The sequence below is a fragment of the Paenibacillus sp. 1011MAR3C5 genome (assembly GCF_003591485.1).
In the GTDB taxonomy this organism is placed as follows: domain Bacteria; phylum Bacillota; class Bacilli; order Paenibacillales; family Paenibacillaceae; genus Pristimantibacillus.
This window is the reverse complement of the sequence record NZ_QZCF01000010.1, coordinates 118,135-134,005: the sequence shown is the minus strand read 5'-3', so window position 1 is coordinate 134,005 and position 15,871 is coordinate 118,135. Positions and strand designations below refer to the sequence as shown.

Sequence of the window (15,871 nt, the reverse complement as noted above, 5' to 3'; positions counted from 1 at the left end):
ATCATGCGTGAAGACAGGATGAGCGGGGCAGCATTTCCTTCGGGCAACCGTCTGCAGATGCTGGAGCGGATGGCGGAAGGCAAGTTGGATGTGCTCGTTATCGGGGGAGGCATTACCGGAGCGGGCATCGCGCTGGATGCGGCAAGCCGCGGCTTGAAAGTCGGACTCGTGGAGATGCAGGACTTTGCGGCGGGAACCTCCAGCCGTTCGACCAAGCTGATCCACGGCGGGCTTCGCTATTTGAAGCAGCTGGAGATCGGAGTGGTCGCCGAAGTGGGCAAGGAGCGGGCGGTTGTCTATGAGAACGGCCCGCACGTGACGACACCGGAGCGGATGCTGCTGCCCCTGTATCAAGGGGGGAGCTTCGGCAAGCTGACTACGTCATTGGCGCTCCGCTTCTACGACTTCCTGGCGGGAGTGAGGAAGGAAGAGCGGCGAAGAATGCTCAGCAGCTCCATGACTCTGCAGCGGGAGCCGCTTCTGAGGCGAATCGGGCTGAAGGGCGGCGGACTTTATGTCGAGTACCGGACGGATGATGCCAGACTTACGATTGAAGTGATGAAGAAAGCTGTATCGCTAGGCGTGTTGGCCGTCAATTATGCGAAGGCGGAGGAATTGCGGCGCAGTACGGACGGGAAAATTGCCGGGGCGATGGTCCGAGATAGAATCATCGGCGGGCTGTATCCCGTGGAGGCGGGAATCGTGATTAACGCGACCGGGCCGTGGGTCGATGAGATTCGGGAGTCGGACGGCTCCCGGCAGGGCAAGACGCTTCATCTTACAAAAGGAGTGCATCTGGTGTTCGACGGCTTGCGTTTCCCGCTTCGGCAAGCTCTCTACTTCGATACGCCGGATGGCCGCATGGTATTCGCGATACCGCGAGATGGCAAGACCTACTTGGGTACGACCGATACGGAATATGCGGGAGATACGGCGAATCCGGCCATGACGCAGGAGGATCGCACCTATCTGCTGAAAGCGGCGAATGCGATGTTCCCGACACTGAAGCTGACCCCGGCCGATGTTGAATCCAACTGGGCGGGCTTGCGTCCGCTTGTTCATCAGGAAGGGAAGTCGCCGTCAGAGATTTCGCGTCGGGATGAGATCTTCGTATCCCCATCGGGCCTTATATCCATTGCCGGAGGCAAGCTGACCGGCTACCGCAAGATGGCGGAGGCGGTTGTGGACCGGGCGGTGAAGCAGCTGGGGCAGGCAGCGGGCGCCGCGTCCTTCGGCCCCAGCCTGACTAGAGATATGCCGATCTCCGGAGGCGAGACAGGCGGCTCGAATGGCTTCGCGGCTTACGCGGCGGCGAGGACGGCAGCGGGCATTGCGCTGGGGCTTGAGGAAGCGGCGGCTTCCCGATTGGCTCATCGTTACGGCTCGAATGCCGATAGATTGTTCGGCTTGTACCCGGATGCGCTGATGCTGGCGGAGACTCATGGCTTGCCGATTGAGCTTTCCCTTGGGCTGCTTTATGCTATTCGAGAGGAGATGGCGGCGAAGCCTGTCGATTTCTTCATCCGCCGGACCGGACTGCTGTTCTTCCGTATCCAGGAAGTCCGCAGATGGAAGCGGGCTGTGCTGCAGGCTATGGCCAGCGAGCTTGACTGGAGCAGCACAGAACAGGAGGCGTATGAGAGAGAGCTGGATCAGGCTTTGGAAGCGGCGACCGTGCCAACGTCTGATTCATGACCAACACTTCTCTATTATTGGAATCTTTCAAATGACAGCAATCGACAAAAATATGATAGAATAAGGGAATATACTGTGCGAACATCCTTCGTGCCATCTCGTCCAAGAAGCAGGTGATTCCCATGAGACAGACCAAAGCTATCATTATCGTATTATTGCTACTGATCATAACGTTTCCCCTTGCATCCGCCAAAGCGCATGCAGGCATGTTCGATCGGCTAAAGGACATATACCAGGCGCCGGACAAGCTGGCCGAGCTGAAAGGCCAATACGAGTCGACCAAGCAGATGCTGGAAGGACAGCTGGAGGCGCAGCGCGAGCAGCTTGAGCTTACCCGCCAGCAAGCGTCGGATCTGCTGGCCCAGCAAGAAGCGCTGCTCGCTCAGCAAGAGGGCTTGCTTGCCGAGCAGGAGGAGCTAATGAAGTATAACGAATCGCTGAAATCGGAGAATCAGACGCTCATCGCCCAGATGGAGGCAGCCGAAGCGAAGAAGCAGTCCCTCTACAACAAGGCTATATTCATTGCCGTCTCGCTCATTGCGGTCCTTGCAGCCTATGCCTTGTCGGTCAGAATTTGGCGCTTCGCCGTCTGGCGCAAGCAGAGACGCAGCGGCCACGGTCATGAGGCTATGCTGCCATGAAGATTGACACGCCTTCGCCGACCGGCTATGTGCGGGTGCAGCTGGACGAGCAGGATGCTCTGCATGTGCTCCATCCCAAGTCCATCGTTGCGTATCAAGGCGATCCGCGCAGCCGCGAGGACCGATTTATGGATATCGGGGGCGCATACCGGAAGAAGAAGTGGGTTCGTTCCCGGTTGCAGGGGACCAGCGAATTTCTGCTAGGCCTTCCGCCCGGCTGCTCGCTGGAGACAATCGACATTCCGGCGGACAGCAGCTTGCTGTTCGACTTCCGGCATGTGGCCATGTTCTCTGACGGGATGACCTTCAAGAGCAAAATTCTGAAGTGGAAGACTGCATGGATCACAAGAGAGCTGATACGGATCAAGTTCAGCGGACCGGGTACGCTTGGCGTGCTGACCGCAGGCGATCTGGCAGCGATCCAGCTCCATCCCGAGCGTCCTCTCTTTGTCGACAAGAGCGCATTGGTGGCGTACCCCGAGAATGCGGAGATCAAGCTGTCCGTCTACGGCAACTCACTGGCGAGCCAGCATATGAACGTGCAGTGGGAGCTGCGGGGGAAGGGCCCCGTACTGATTCAGACCGGCTCACGCGATACCGGCCTGCAGGACAAGCTTACGGGCGACGGCTGGTTCAAGCGGCTGCTTCGGGAGGTTCTCCCGTTCGGCAGCGTATATATCAAATAGATTTTGTTCCGATCCATCACCTCGTGAAAAGAGGTGGTGGATTTTTTGCATGGAATGAATAATAATGTTTTACATCCATATGTAAGCGATTCCAATTCAAAGTGGTTATGCAAAGAGACGGAAAGGGGAAACGAAGATGTACAAGGTTCTGCTCGTCGATGATGAAGCGGATGTCAGGGAAGGGCTGCTGGGCGAGATCGATTGGCAGAAGCATGGCTTTGTCATTGCCGGTACGGCCGAGAATGGCCAGGAAGCGTTGGAGCTATGCGAGAGACTGTCCCCGGACGTTGTGATTACCGATATTAGCATGCCTTTCATGAACGGTCTGGAGCTGTCCCATTGGCTGCGCCAGCACCAGCCGCTGGCGAAGATCGTTATTCTTACCGGATACGATGAATTCGATTATGCAAGGCAGGCAGTCAGATTAAGTGTGGATGAATATTTGCTCAAGCCGTTCTCTTCGGACACGTTTGCGGAATTGCTGGACAAGATCAGAAGCCGAATTGAGGCGGAGGTAGCGGAGCGGGAGGATATGCAGCGGCTGAAGGAGCATTACCGCACCAGCCTGCCGCTGCTGGGCGAGGGATTCCTCGCCTCCTTGCTCACACGCAAGCTGTCCAGATCCGTCATTGAGGAAAAGGCGCAAAGCTATGGCTTGCGACTGAAGGGAGCCGGATACGTGGCTGCGGTGCTTGCGCTTCATCAGAGCGAGGATAGTGATAGCGTCGCTGAATCCGATTCATTGCGAGGCTCCGGCGACATCGAGCTGATGCTGCAAGCGATGCTGAATATCGCCAGAGAATGGTGGAGCGCTGCCCAGCTCGGCGGAGCATTCATTCATCAGGAGAGCGTGGCGCTTATCGGTATCGACAGCGAGGGAGATGGAGAAGGATGGACAAGGCGGATGGGCGAGACGCTGGACAATATTGTGCGCAGCATTCGCCACTATTTGAAGCTGTCGACAACGATTGGCGTCGGTTCCGTTGCGGGGGATTTGTCCCATTTGAAGGATTCGTATTCGGATGCTTTGCTTGCGCTTGATTACCGGCTCGTGGTTGGCACCGGCAAAGTGATCTACATTGGGGATATGGAGCATCGCGCTGCCGAGAAGCTGCGGCTTGACGAGTTGAAGACAGGCGCACTCGTTCGAAGCCTGAAGGTCGGCACGCAGGAGGAACTGCGGGAAGCTGTCTCGGCTCTCTTCGCAGAGCCTGCCCGGCACGGGTATGCCTATAGCGATATTCAGGTTTATTTGCTGGAGGTATGCACGGCTGTATGGCGCACGGCTCAGGACGCCGGAATTTCGATGGACGAATTGTTCGGACAGGGCTTTCAGCTTCATATGGAGCTGTTTCGGCTTGCGGGGATACAGGAGATGGAGCTATGGCTTCAAGACGTGTGCCTTCGCATCATGCAGGCGATTGCCAGCAAGCGGCAATATACGTATAAGGATATGGTGGAGAAGGCCATTCGCTATACGAAGGAAAACTACGGCGATCCCGATCTGTCGATTCAGCAGGTATGCGCCATGCTGCATATTAGCACGGGCTACTTCAGCGGGGTGTTCAAGAAGGAGACGCGCATGACGTTCGTGCAATATGTGATGCATATCCGAATGGAAGCCGCAATGGCGCTGCTAAGAGAGACGGAGCTGAAGGCGTTCGAAATCGCGGAGAGGATCGGATTCGCCGATCCCAATTACTTCAGCTTCTGCTTCAAGAAGCGGCTCGGCATATCGCCGAAGGAATACCGCGGACGGCTGGAAGCGGGCAGTGGAGAGCTTCCGTCATGAAAGGCGGATTATTGCGGGTCATGCGCGGCCTCAGGCTGCAGCATTGGCGGGACCGCTTTCGGACCAGCAGCATCCAGTCGATCATTATGTGGTCGTTTTCGCTATGCCTATTGCTTATCGTCATGCTGGCCGCTTTCTTGCTTTATAACAAGTTTTCGCGCACGGCGGAAGAGAATGTGCTGCTTGGAACGAGCCAGATCGTGGATCAAGTCGGCTATAATCTGGAGGATTATGTGGACGGGATGGCACAGCTGTATCGGACAATCGAGCAGTATATGCTGGTCGATGCAGCCTGGGATGACAAGCAGGTGGCCCAGCAGCTGGATATTCTGATGAGCAGCCGGGACGACATTGTGTCGATCGCGTTGTTCGGCGATCAGGGCGAGCTGCTTCGCAACCACCCTGCGGAGCCTGTCCGCCCCAGTGCTCGTGTATCGGCGCAGAGCTGGTTTCATTCCGCCATGCGGGTATCAAACCATCTCAGCTTTTCGCTGCCCCATGTTCAGAATTTGTATGACGGCACCTACAAGTGGGTCGTCTCAATGAGCAAGGGACTAACGATCGAGAAAGACGGCAAGCCCATGAATGTCGTGCTGCTCGTCGATATCAATTTCAAAAAGATCGACGAGCTGAGCAGCCGGATCAGTCTGGGCAAGCGGGGATACGTCTACATTATCGACGAGGGCGCGGGCAATATCGTCTATCATCCGCAGCAGCAGCTGATCTATATGGGGCTGCGCAACGAAAGCGTAGAGAAGGCGCTCACGTCAAGCGGCAGCTATATCGATAAGGCGGATGGCATCAAGCGGCTTAACACCGTCAGGTCAGTCTATAACATAGGCTGGAAGGTCGTCGGTGTGGCTTACCTGGACGAAATGATGACGACGAGGGAAGAGATGAATCGGTATCTCATTCAGGTGGCGGCGATCGTTCTCGTATTGTCTATTTTGATCTCTATGCTGCTTGCTTCTATGCTCGCCCGTCCGATCAGACGAATGGGCGCGACAATGAAGGCAGTGGAGCGGGGAGATTTTGAAGTCGAGCTTCCGCTGCGCGGACCGCTGGAGGTCGTGCAGCTGTCCAGCCGCTTCAACCTGATGCTGGATAAGATCCGGGGGCTGATGCGGCAAATTATCGTCGAGCAGGAATCGAAGCGGAAGTACGAGCTAGAGGCTCTGCAAGCGCAGATCAATCCGCACTTTTTGTACAACACGCTTAATTCGGTCGTGCGAATGGTTGGCATGAGCAAAAATGAGGACATCATTACGATGATTACGTCATTGTCCAAGCTGTTCCGCATTAGCCTAAGCAAAGGGCGGACGGTCATCAAAGTAAGTGAGGAGCTGGAGCATGCGAGGCATTACCTCACAATCCAGCAGATGAGATTCAAGCAAAAGTTCAAGTTCGAGATCGAAGCGGAGGATGCGGCACTGGATTGCTATACGCTGAAGCTGGTCCTGCAGCCGCTGATCGAAAATGCGATTGTTCACGGCATTGAATATTTGGTAGATGAAGGATCGATTCGGCTTCGGGCCAGGCTGGAAGGAGAGACGCTTGTGCTGGAGGTGGCCGACAACGGCGTCGGCATGTCGCAGGAGCAGGCTGCCGGCTTGCTGGAGCCAGAGTCGACTCAACAAGAGGGGACGGCGCGCCCTTCTGCTGGCGGGGGCTCCGGCGTTGCGGTGCGTAATGTGCATGATCGCATCAGGCTCTATTATGGCGTGCGGTACGGATTGTCCTATACAAGCGAACGCGAGGAGGGCACGATCGCTCAGATACGAATGCCTGCCGTGCGCAAGGCGGAAGGAGAGGCTGGCCATGAGGAATAACAAGCATGCAAAGGATGATCGATGCAACCCGTGGTATCGCTTGGTTGTATGGTTTGCTTCTGCGGTATGGATCATGGGAATGGCGGGCTGCTCGTCATCCGATATCGATTCGGGCAGGGCGGAGCCGCGCACAATCTCGCTTATTGCTCCCATTCATGCGGGGGAGCAGGGCGATGCGATGCGGCTGGGTGCGGAAGCGGCGGCGAAGGCATTCGGCTATCAGTTGCAATATGCCTCCTTCAAGCCGGATGAGGATGCAAGCGAGCAGCTGGCTGCTGCGCTGCGCATGGTAGAAGGAGGCGTCTCCGCCATTCTGATCGATCCGGCGAACGAGCATGTACTGGAGGAGCTGGCGGCAGCAGCATCGGCAAGAAGCATTCCGGTCGTGGCGCTTAATGACGAGCGCCTGATCAAAGGCGTGTTAAGCGCGATTACGGTTGACCAGGTTGAGGCGGGGCGGCAAGCCGGAGAGGCGCTGGCGAAGCTGATCGGCGACACGGGTTCGGTTGCTATCATGCGATCCGATCGCAAGGACCCGGATTTGGAGCTTCGGGAAGCTGGGATTCGGGCGTCGCTAGCCCAGCATCCATCCATCCGGATTGTAGAGAGCGCCAGCTGCGGGAACCTGCGAGACGCTTGCTGGAACGCTGCGAAAGGCATGCTTGACGCATCGCATATAGACGGGGCTATTGCGCTTGAATCCGGTGCGTCGCTTGGACTAGCGGATGAGGCAAAGCGGCGGGGCGAAGCAGGCAGCCTGAAAATTGTGGCGTTCGGCAGCCAGGTTGAGCAGCTGTCCTTGCTGCAGGATGGAGTGATCCATCAGCTTGTCGTGCAGAACGACTTCAGCTTCGGCTATATTGGCATGGAGCAGGCAGTTGCGCTGCTTTCGGGCAAAGAGACAACGGGCCATCCGACGATGCTGGAGACGCGGGTCGTTAATGCGGACAATATGTTTTGGATGAATAATCAGAAGCTGCTTTTCCCGTTCGTACAGTGACAGGGCGCAATTGGCGGTGCTTGGACGAATAGCAGCGTCGCGGCAGCGCAGACGCGGAGGACCGGATCGGCAAGAATTGCCGGCTAACAGGACGGGCTGCGTAAAGTGATGAGAATTTTGCTAGAAGTCATGAGAATATTGAATTCGCTTACACGGGGGGATCAGGCATAATGACCATAGCGGGCGGAAGTAAGGGCGATGAAGCCCCGGCGGCTCCGCAGAATGAAATGGAATGGGGGCTATTGGATGAAGAGAACAGGATGGGCGATGCTGGCGATGGCAACGATGCTGGCCATGACGGCCTGCAGCAGCGGAGGCGGCAAAGAATCCTCCGGCGGCGGGGCGAAAATGGGGGTCGCGATCTACAAGTTTGACGATACGTTCATGACGGGCGTACGGAATGCGATGTCAGCGGCAGCGGAGGGCAAGGTATCGCTGGACATTGTCGACAGCCAGAACGCGCAGCCAACGCAGAATGAGAAGGTTGACCTGTTTATCTCCAAAAAATATAAAGCCATGATCATCAATCCGGTCGACCGTACGGCGGCAGGCGTTATTATCGACAAAGCAAAAGGCGCGGACATTCCGGTGGTGTTCCTGAACCGCGAGCCGATTGCCGAAGATATGAACAAGTGGGATAAAGTGTATTATGTCGGAGCAAAAGCAGAGGAATCGGGCACGATCTCCGGTCAGCTGCTGGTCGATTACTGGAACGCGAATCCGGCGGCAGACAAGAATGGAGACGGCAAGCTGCAATATGTCATGCTGCAAGGCGAGCCGGGTCATCAGGACGCGGAACTGCGGACGAAGTTCTCCGTGCAGGCCATTCAGGATGCGGGCATTGAAGTGGAGGCGCTCGCGGAAGACACAGCGATGTGGGACCGTGTGAAGGGCCAAGAGAAGATGCAAGCATTCCTGGCTTCTCATGGTGACAAGATCGAAGCGGTTATCGCCAATAACGATGACATGGCGCTTGGCGCGATCGAAGCACTCAAGGCGGCGGGCTATTTCAGCGGCGACAAGTATATGCCGGTAATCGGCGTGGATGCTACCGCTCCGGCCATTCAAGCGCTGGAGGACGGCACGCTGCTCGGCACGGTGCTGAACGACGCGAAGAACCAAGGCGCGGCATCGGTTGCGCTGGCGGATGTGCTTGCGAAAGGCGAGACGCCGACCAAAGATAACACAGGCTTCGACATTACTGACGGCAAATATGTCTGGATCGCTTACAAGAAAATTACGAAGGACAATGTAGCCGACGCAAAATAAACGGCAGTTGAGGAGGGGGCGACGGCATTCCATGGCGTTGCCCCTTTCGCATCACAGGAGATGGCATAAGAACAACTGACGTGGAGGGAATGCAATGACAGTGACAGATCCTTATGTACTGGAGATGCGCAGAATATCCAAAGCCTTTCCCGGTGTACAGGCGCTGAGCGGCGTGACGCTGAAGGTAAGGCCGGGCACCGTTCATGCGCTGATGGGTGAGAACGGAGCCGGGAAGTCGACTTTGATGAAATGCCTGTTTGGCATCTACAAGCCGGACGAAGGAGAGATTGTACTCGATGGCCAGAGGGCGGCGATCAGCAATTCCAGGGATGCGATCGCGCACGGCATCTCCATGATTCATCAGGAGCTGCATCCCGTGCAGCATCGCAGCGTGATGGAGAATATATGGCTTGGACGGTTCCCGATGTTCTGGGCGGGGCTGTTCCGGCTGGTGAACGAAAAGCGGATGTACCAGGATACGCTGGACTTGTTCCGTGATCTGGATCTGGATATCGACCCCAAGGCCAGGACGGGCTCACTGTCCGTATCCAAGATTCAGTCGCTGGAAATTGCCAAGGCGGTGTCGTTCAATTCGAAGGTGATCGTCATGGATGAACCCACCTCCTCCCTGACCGGCAATGAGGTGGAGCAGCTCTTCACGATTATTAACCGCCTGCGGATGCGCGGCGTCTCAATCATCTATATCTCGCACAAGATGGAGGAGATTCTGCGTATTGCCGATGAGGTGACGATTATGCGGGATGGCTGCCTCATCGGCACTTGGCCTTCGGCAGAGCTGACGACCGACCTGATCATTACCCGTATGGTAGGCCGGGACTTGAAGGAGCGGTTCCCGCAGCGAACGCATATTCCAGGCGCGCCGTTGTTAAAGGTAGAGGGCCTGACTTCCGTGAATCCGAAGTCGTTCCAGGATGTATCCTTCGAGCTGCGCCGCGGCGAAATATTAGGTCTGGGCGGGCTGGTGGGCGCGCAGCGGACGGAGCTGATTGAAGCGCTGTTCGGACTGAGGGGCGTATCCTCCGGCAAGCTGATCATGGACGGCAAGCCGATACGGATCAAATCCCCGTCCGATGCGAAGCGGCATAACATTGCTCTGCTGACCGAGGAGCGGCGCGTGACAGGCATCTTCCCGGTGCTGTCGGTCTACGAGAATACGATTATCGCCAATCTGGGCCGCTACCGGAACCGCTTCGGGTTGCTGGACGAGCGAAAGGGCAGGGAAGAGGCGGAGCGCAATGTTGAGCTGCTGCGGACGAAGACGCCTTCCGTGAACACGCTTATTCGCAATCTGTCCGGCGGCAACCAGCAGAAGGTGCTGCTGGCGAGATGGCTGCTGACGGAGCCGGATATTCTGCTGCTGGACGAACCGACAAGAGGCATCGACGTAGGGGCCAAGTTCGAGATTTATACAATTATTGCGGGACTGGCGAAGGAAGGGAAAAGCATCATCATGATCTCGTCCGAGATGCCGGAGCTGCTGGGCATGTCCGATCGGATCATGGTCATGAGCGAAGGGCGGGTTACCGGCATCGTCGAAGGCAGGGAAGCTACGGAGGCGGAGATTATGCGGTTAGCCGCGCAGCAGCGCAGGACGGAAGCAAAGGGGAATAGCCATGAACTTACAATCCAATTTTAGAGTGAAGGAATATATGGCGCAGCGCGCTATTTTCATTGTGCTGATTGCGCTCGTCGTCGGCATTGCGATCGCGGATCCCAACTTTCTGGCATTCTCGACGCTCCGGGATATTTTACAGCAATCTTCAACGCGGCTAATTATTGCGCTAGGCGCGGCTTTCATTCTCATTACAGGCGGCGTTGACTTATCAGCGGGACGCGTTGTGGGACTGACTGCGGTCATCTCGGCTTCGATGCTGCAGATTGATACGTATGCGAATCGCTTCTTCCCGGACCTGCCGCAGCTATGGGTCGGCATTCCGATTGTGATTGGAATTGTGGCGGGACTTCTGGTGGGGTTCATTAACGGCATTATTATCGCCAAGCTGCATGTGCCGCCGTTCATCGCGACGCTAGGAACGATGGTTGGCATCTACGGCGTCAACTCGATCTACTTCGATATGGAGCCGAACCAGTCTCAGCCAATCGGCGGCCTGCGCAAAGACTTTACGCAGTTCGGCTCAGGCTATATCGATCTTGGCGGCGGTTATTCCATTCCATACATCGTGCTGATTGCGATCGCGGTTGCTCTGATCTGCTGGGTGATCTTCAACAAAACCCGTCTCGGCAAAAACATGTATGCCATCGGCGGCAATGTGCAGGCTGCACATGTCTCCGGCATTAACGTGGCGCGCAACCTGATCATGATTTACGCCATCTCCGGAGCTCTGTACGGCTTGGCAGGGGTGCTCGAAGCTGCCCGCACAGGCGGCGCGACGAACAACTACGGCAATATGTACGAGCTGGACGCGATCGCGGCCTGTGTCGTCGGGGGTGTCTCCACGGCAGGTGGCATCGGCACGGTGCCGGGCGTCATGGCAGGGGTGCTTATTTTCGGTGTCATCAACTACGGCTTGACGTTCATCGGCGTCAGCCCGTATTGGCAGCTTATTATTAAAGGCCTCATCATCGTATCGGCCGTCGCCTTCGACATTCGCAAATATATGGCGAAGAAATAAACGGTTAAGCAAAGGCATCCCTCTATCGATCGACGGAGGGACGCCTTTTTTGATGCGCGGATGGGGTGCTTAGCGTTGTGAGGAAACACTAATAGCAGATGTGCGGCACCGTCATTTTTTTATTTCATTAAGTTTAGGGGGGACAGTGCCGCCACTTTTTATTAGTTACGAATCACCATTAGCAAGATGAACCTTATACGAAACAGCAACTTGGCTTTATTCGTCATAGCGGCGAAGCGCGATGACTGCGTTATGACCGCCGAAGCCGAAGGAATTGGACAAGCCGATTGTAAGATGAGCTTGCCGCGCTGCGTTCGGCACGTAGTCCAGATCACAATCCGGGTCTGGAGACTCCTGATTGATTGTCGGCGGAATGAGGCCTTCCTGCAAGCTTTTCACAAGCGCGATCGCTTCCGCCCCTCCTGCTGCGCCGAACATGTGACCAATCATGGACTTGTTGGCCGTCACGGGGATGTGGCGCGCCTGCTCGCCGAACAGCCGCTTAATGGCGGCAGTCTCGGAGCGATCGCCAAGCTCGGTGCTGGTAGCATGGGCGCTGATGACATCGATGTCCTTTGGCTGCAATCCCGCGCTGCGGAGCGCTTGCTTCATCGCAAGGTAGGCCCCGCTTCCTTCGGGATGGGTGGCGACCATGTGGTACGCGTCGGAGCTGGCTCCGTATCCGATCACCTCGGCATGAATGCGCGCCCCTCTTCGGAGCGCGTGAGAGAGCGACTCCAGCACGACGATTCCTGCGCCTTCGCCCATCACGAAGCCATCCCGTCCGGCGTCGAACGGTCTGCTCGCCCGTGTCGGGTCATCATTGCGCGTAGACAGCGACGTTGCATTGCCGAAGCTCGCGAGGGAAATATCCGCAATAGCGGCTTCTGCGCCGCCTGCGACTACCGCATCGGCTTCTCCGGAGCGAATCAAGCGCCAAGCCTCGCCGATTGCCGTATTGCCGATCGAGCAAGCTGTAACAGGTGATAGAGTCGGTCCGGTAAAGCCGTACCGGATACTGATTGTTGCAGCCGCCATATTGGAGATCAGCATCGGCACAAGCGTCGGGCTGACGCGTTCGGGCCCTCTCTCTGCCAGCACTTTGGCTTGATCGAGCAGCGTGCCGATGCCGCCGATGCCCGAGCCGACGTATACGCCGATCCGTTCCTTGTCCGCCGCATTAAGATCAAGTCCTGAATCCACTAGTGCTTCCTCCGCAGCTGCGAGAGCGAATTGCGTGAATCGGTCCATCCGCCGCGCTTCTTTTCGGCCAAAACGTTCCTCGGCATCGAAGCCTTTTACAAGTCCGGCAATTTTGGTTTTATGCCTGGAGGTATCGAAGGCATCAATGATGCCAATGCCCGACTCACCCCGAATCAATCGTTGCCAAAATGTCGCTGTATCATTGCCAAGCGGCGACAGCACGCCCATCCCTGTTATGACGACTCTCTCCATTTATCTGATCCTCCTTAGCTTATTATCTGAATTGAACCTAGTTTGTCATAGAAGTTATCCTATTACCAGTTTTCGTTTATACTAGTATGAAGAGCACTATGATAATAGCTTGGAGGAAGCACATATGAATTCTGAAGCGAGGCTCCATGCCTTGTCCGAGTTTTTGAAAACCAAGCGAGCCATGCTCCGGCCAGAGTCGTTCGGCATGATATCTGGCTCCCGCAGAAGAACTCCGGGACTTAGGAGGGAGGAGGTCGCTCAGCTTGCGGATGTCAGCCTGACTTGGTATACGTGGCTGGAGCAGGGAAGGGATATCCGGGTATCTCCCTCCGTCTTGAACAGTGTAGCCAAGGCGCTGCAGCTTAATGAGGACGAGCGGAGATATATGCTGACGCTGGCGCTGGAGCCGGACACCGAGCAGCCGGAGCCGGACCATGTCTCGCCGGCCGTCCCGCCGTCTCTGAGGTATATCATTGATGAGCTTAGGCATTGCCCGGTTATCATATCGGATCGCCGCTGCGTTATTGTAGGGTGGAATGAGGCTGCCGCATATGTCTTTCTTGATTTTGCCGAGGTTCCGGTAGCCGAACGCAACATGGTGGAGCTGCTTTTTTCCAGGAAAGAGCTTCGCAGGCTTGCCGCTAATTGGGAGCATTTTGCGGGCGGCTTCCTTGCTATGTTCCGGTCTTATTATGGTCAATACGTTAAGGATGAGTGGTATGAACAATTCATAAGCGAGATGAAAGAAAACTACCCGGATTTCACAAGATTATGGGAGCAAAGCGGGGTCAGCTACGCGCCTGAGGTGTCCCTTGAGTTCCGCCATGCCCAGGCAGGCAAGATGCTGTTTCATCTGACCTCGATGCAGACACAGGGAAGCTCGGAGCTGCGTTGCAGTATCTATACACCGGCACCGGGGTCTCCAACGGAGTCCAAGCTAAGGCAACTGCTCGCTCGCAAAGAAAACCTTGATCGTCACGATCAAACGTTTTCCCTGCCAGGAGATTGATAGAAAAATGACGCGCCAGACTGAAGTCAGTCGGCACGTCATTTTTTTTTGCTGAAATGCGGATAGGCACACGCCAACAGATCCCGCTATTTCTTTCAATAGCGGTTGTAAAAGGCACGGCTGTACGTCTTAACGAAGTTGGCCGCGAATCTCTCCATCCGGGTTCTGGCGAGTGTGCACGTTCACATAAGCATTGCCGCGTTCTATCTCTCGGATCAGGCGGCGAATGGAAGAGCCGGCCAAAGGTCCGACAAGGTCGCTGTCTCGTAATGTGCCGGTAATGACGCCTCGTCTGAACGATACGCCTTGATTGTTCGGGCCGAACAGGAAAGCAACAACAGGACCGTTCTCGCCTGGGCGGCCAAGATGAATGTGAGCCGCGGTTACGCGTCTAATATTGCGAAGCGATAACCGGAATCTGAGGCGGCGATTGCGTCTGCGTCTGTTCCCGTTATTGCGGTCTCCACCATTGTTTTCATCCCCACTGCGGCCGTTGCCGTTGCGGCGGTCAATTTCACGAATAATCACATTGCCGGAAGCATTCGTACGAACAGGCGGCACTTCATTCCGTCCCCTAAGGAACGCTCTGAAGGTTGCGATAGGACATTCCTCCTTTGCGGTTCATACAGTAGCGTATTCACCGCAGGATGGAGCATCCTGTTTTCCTGTACCCGGGGCTTGCATGGAATTTCATAGACTGTAATCTTTTGAAATAAGAACATGTCTTTGTTTTTATTCACGCGTTCCAAAAGGTATAATGGTGTAGAAAACGTATAGCTGAGAGGAGAGTCGTTATGAAGTATAGGCGTTTGGGCAGTACAGACCTGCATGTGTCGGTGATCGGCATTGGGACCTGGCAGTTCGGCGGAGAGTGGGGCCGCGAATATACGCAAGCGGAAGCGGATGCGATTCTGGATAAAGGGCATGAGCTCGGCATTAATCTGATCGACACGGCAGAATGCTACGGCGACCATCTGTCGGAAAGTCTCATTGGCGATTATTTGAGCCGGAGAAATCGCGAGGATTGGATCGTCGCGACGAAATTCGGCCATCACTTCCATAACTTGTTTACGCGTACGGACGTGTACGATGCGGCCGGCGTGACGGCTCAGCTCGACGCTTCGCTGAAGGCGCTGAAGCTGGATTATATCGATCTGTATCAATTCCATTCCGGACCGGATGCCGCGTTCGATAACGATGAGCTGTGGACGACGCTGGACAAGCAGATTCAAGCCGGCAAGATCCGGTTCCTCGGCACATCGATCGGTAAAAATGACAACTTGCATCAGACCGATGCGTCGACAAGCGTCAATTCCCGCACGATCCAGGTCGTATACAACCGGCTGGACCGCAAGCCGGAGGAGCAGGTATTCCCGTCCTGCGAGCGCCAGGATCTCGGAGTGCTTGCCCGCGTTCCGCTGGCGAGCGGCTATCTGAGCGGCAAATATAAGCCTGGAGCGGTATTCGCGAACAATGATGTGCGCCATCGCCATGATGCTGAAGCTACGCGGCAGAAGCTGGAGGAAGTGGAGCGCATCGCGCGCGAGGAAGTGCCAGCCAGTGTGGATATGGCAAGCTGGGCGCTCGCATGGTGCTTGAAGCACCCGGCGGTAACAACGGTTATACCGGGCTGCAAGGATCCGGCTCAGGTGGAATCCAATGCGCGTGCGGCGGAGCTGCTGACGGAGCCTCATCGACAGGATGTAGCCGGGAAGTAAGAAGAGAGCTAATAAACACAGACGCCTCCAAACCCACAAGTCAAGTGGAGATGGGGGCGTCTTTTTTATACCTTCCTTAAATCCCATAAATAGACTATAATACTGCTGAATCCGGCTGCATCC

At 55.9% G+C, this 15,871-nt stretch carries 13 protein-coding genes; 11 read left to right on the top strand and 2 right to left on the bottom strand.

Features of this window, described 5'->3' with window-relative positions:
• Positions 1-3 precede the first annotated feature (3 nt).
• The 9 genes from D3P07_RS23645 to mglC all read left to right on the top strand — a co-directional run bounded on the left by D3P07_RS23645 (position 4) and on the right by mglC (position 11,566).
• Complete coding sequence (locus D3P07_RS23645; RefSeq protein ID WP_397334619.1) at positions 4-1,695, top strand: glycerol-3-phosphate dehydrogenase/oxidase; 1,692 nt, start codon at positions 4-6, stop codon at positions 1,693-1,695.
• Positions 1,696-1,817: 122 nt separating this feature from the next.
• Positions 1,818-2,336, top strand: coding sequence for a hypothetical protein (locus D3P07_RS23640; protein ID WP_119802937.1), 519 nt, complete (start codon positions 1,818-1,820; stop codon positions 2,334-2,336).
• On the top strand, positions 2,333-3,022 hold the full coding sequence (locus tag D3P07_RS23635) for an AIM24 family protein (RefSeq protein ID WP_119802935.1): 690 nt from the start codon (positions 2,333-2,335) through the stop codon (positions 3,020-3,022). Before D3P07_RS23640 ends, D3P07_RS23635 begins: the two co-directional genes overlap by 4 nt.
• Before the next feature lie 136 nt (positions 3,023-3,158).
• Positions 3,159-4,814 carry a response regulator gene (locus D3P07_RS23630; RefSeq protein ID WP_119802933.1) on the top strand — a complete coding sequence of 552 codons (1,656 nt, stop codon included), beginning with the start codon at positions 3,159-3,161 and terminating at the stop codon, positions 4,812-4,814.
• A 20-nt stretch (positions 4,815-4,834) separates the two neighbouring features.
• Positions 4,835-6,643, top strand: coding sequence for a sensor histidine kinase (locus tag D3P07_RS23625; RefSeq protein ID WP_259391672.1), 1,809 nt, complete (start codon positions 4,835-4,837; stop codon positions 6,641-6,643).
• Positions 6,633-7,643: a sugar ABC transporter substrate-binding protein gene (locus tag D3P07_RS23620; RefSeq protein WP_119802929.1), complete on the top strand. Its 1,011-nt coding sequence runs from the start codon at positions 6,633-6,635 to the stop codon at positions 7,641-7,643. Before D3P07_RS23625 ends, D3P07_RS23620 begins: the two co-directional genes overlap by 11 nt.
• Positions 7,644-7,889: 246 nt before the next feature.
• Complete coding sequence (locus D3P07_RS23615; protein ID WP_119802927.1) at positions 7,890-8,912, top strand: galactose ABC transporter substrate-binding protein; 1,023 nt, start codon at positions 7,890-7,892, stop codon at positions 8,910-8,912.
• A 94-nt stretch (positions 8,913-9,006) separates the two neighbouring features.
• Positions 9,007-10,569, top strand: a complete 1,563-nt coding sequence (locus tag D3P07_RS23610; protein WP_119802925.1) for a sugar ABC transporter ATP-binding protein — start codon at positions 9,007-9,009, stop codon at positions 10,567-10,569.
• Positions 10,547-11,566: a galactose/methyl galactoside ABC transporter permease MglC gene (mglC, locus tag D3P07_RS23605; protein WP_119802923.1), complete on the top strand. Its 1,020-nt coding sequence runs from the start codon at positions 10,547-10,549 to the stop codon at positions 11,564-11,566. The genes D3P07_RS23610 and mglC overlap by 23 nt, the downstream gene beginning before the upstream one ends.
• A gap of 216 nt (positions 11,567-11,782) precedes the next feature.
• On the opposite strand, the gene fabF is transcribed toward mglC, so the two are convergent.
• Positions 11,783-13,021, bottom strand: coding sequence for a beta-ketoacyl-ACP synthase II (gene fabF, locus D3P07_RS23600; RefSeq protein ID WP_119802921.1), 1,239 nt, complete (start codon positions 13,019-13,021; stop codon positions 11,783-11,785).
• 124 nt (positions 13,022-13,145) lie between these two features.
• Between fabF and D3P07_RS23595 the strand changes: the two genes are divergently transcribed.
• The gene (locus D3P07_RS23595) at positions 13,146-14,030 is read left to right on the top strand and encodes a helix-turn-helix transcriptional regulator (RefSeq protein WP_119802919.1); all 885 of its coding nucleotides are present in this window, start codon (positions 13,146-13,148) and stop codon (positions 14,028-14,030) included.
• A gap of 129 nt (positions 14,031-14,159) precedes the next feature.
• On the opposite strand, the gene D3P07_RS23590 is transcribed toward D3P07_RS23595, so the two are convergent.
• On the bottom strand, positions 14,160-14,630 hold the full coding sequence (locus D3P07_RS23590) for a CHRD domain-containing protein (protein WP_119802917.1): 471 nt from the start codon (positions 14,628-14,630) through the stop codon (positions 14,160-14,162).
• A 194-nt stretch (positions 14,631-14,824) separates the two neighbouring features.
• Between D3P07_RS23590 and D3P07_RS23585 the strand changes: the two genes are divergently transcribed.
• Entirely contained in the window at positions 14,825-15,748 is a 924-nt protein-coding gene (locus tag D3P07_RS23585; protein WP_119802915.1) for an aldo/keto reductase, read from the top strand.
• The last annotated feature ends 123 nt before the right edge of the window (positions 15,749-15,871 follow it).

Bases quoted from the DNA above. Each gene is read 5' to 3' on its own strand.
- fabF (WP_119802921.1), bottom strand. From the start codon at position 13,021: ATGGAGAGAGTCGTCATAACAGGGATGGGCGTGCTGTCGCCGCTTGGC.
- D3P07_RS23645 (WP_397334619.1), top strand. From the start codon at position 4: ATGCGTGAAGACAGGATGAGCGGGGCAGCATTTCCTTCGGGCAACCGT.
- D3P07_RS23625 (WP_259391672.1), top strand. From the start codon at position 4,835: ATGCGCGGCCTCAGGCTGCAGCATTGGCGGGACCGCTTTCGGACCAGC.
- mglC (WP_119802923.1), top strand. From the start codon at position 10,547: ATGAACTTACAATCCAATTTTAGAGTGAAGGAATATATGGCGCAGCGC.
- D3P07_RS23630 (WP_119802933.1), top strand. From the start codon at position 3,159: ATGTACAAGGTTCTGCTCGTCGATGATGAAGCGGATGTCAGGGAAGGG.
- D3P07_RS23640 (WP_119802937.1), top strand. From the start codon at position 1,818: ATGAGACAGACCAAAGCTATCATTATCGTATTATTGCTACTGATCATA.
- D3P07_RS23635 (WP_119802935.1), top strand. From the start codon at position 2,333: ATGAAGATTGACACGCCTTCGCCGACCGGCTATGTGCGGGTGCAGCTG.
- D3P07_RS23620 (WP_119802929.1), top strand. From the start codon at position 6,633: ATGAGGAATAACAAGCATGCAAAGGATGATCGATGCAACCCGTGGTAT.
- D3P07_RS23615 (WP_119802927.1), top strand. From the start codon at position 7,890: ATGAAGAGAACAGGATGGGCGATGCTGGCGATGGCAACGATGCTGGCC.
- D3P07_RS23595 (WP_119802919.1), top strand. From the start codon at position 13,146: ATGAATTCTGAAGCGAGGCTCCATGCCTTGTCCGAGTTTTTGAAAACC.
- D3P07_RS23585 (WP_119802915.1), top strand. From the start codon at position 14,825: ATGAAGTATAGGCGTTTGGGCAGTACAGACCTGCATGTGTCGGTGATC.
- D3P07_RS23610 (WP_119802925.1), top strand. From the start codon at position 9,007: ATGACAGTGACAGATCCTTATGTACTGGAGATGCGCAGAATATCCAAA.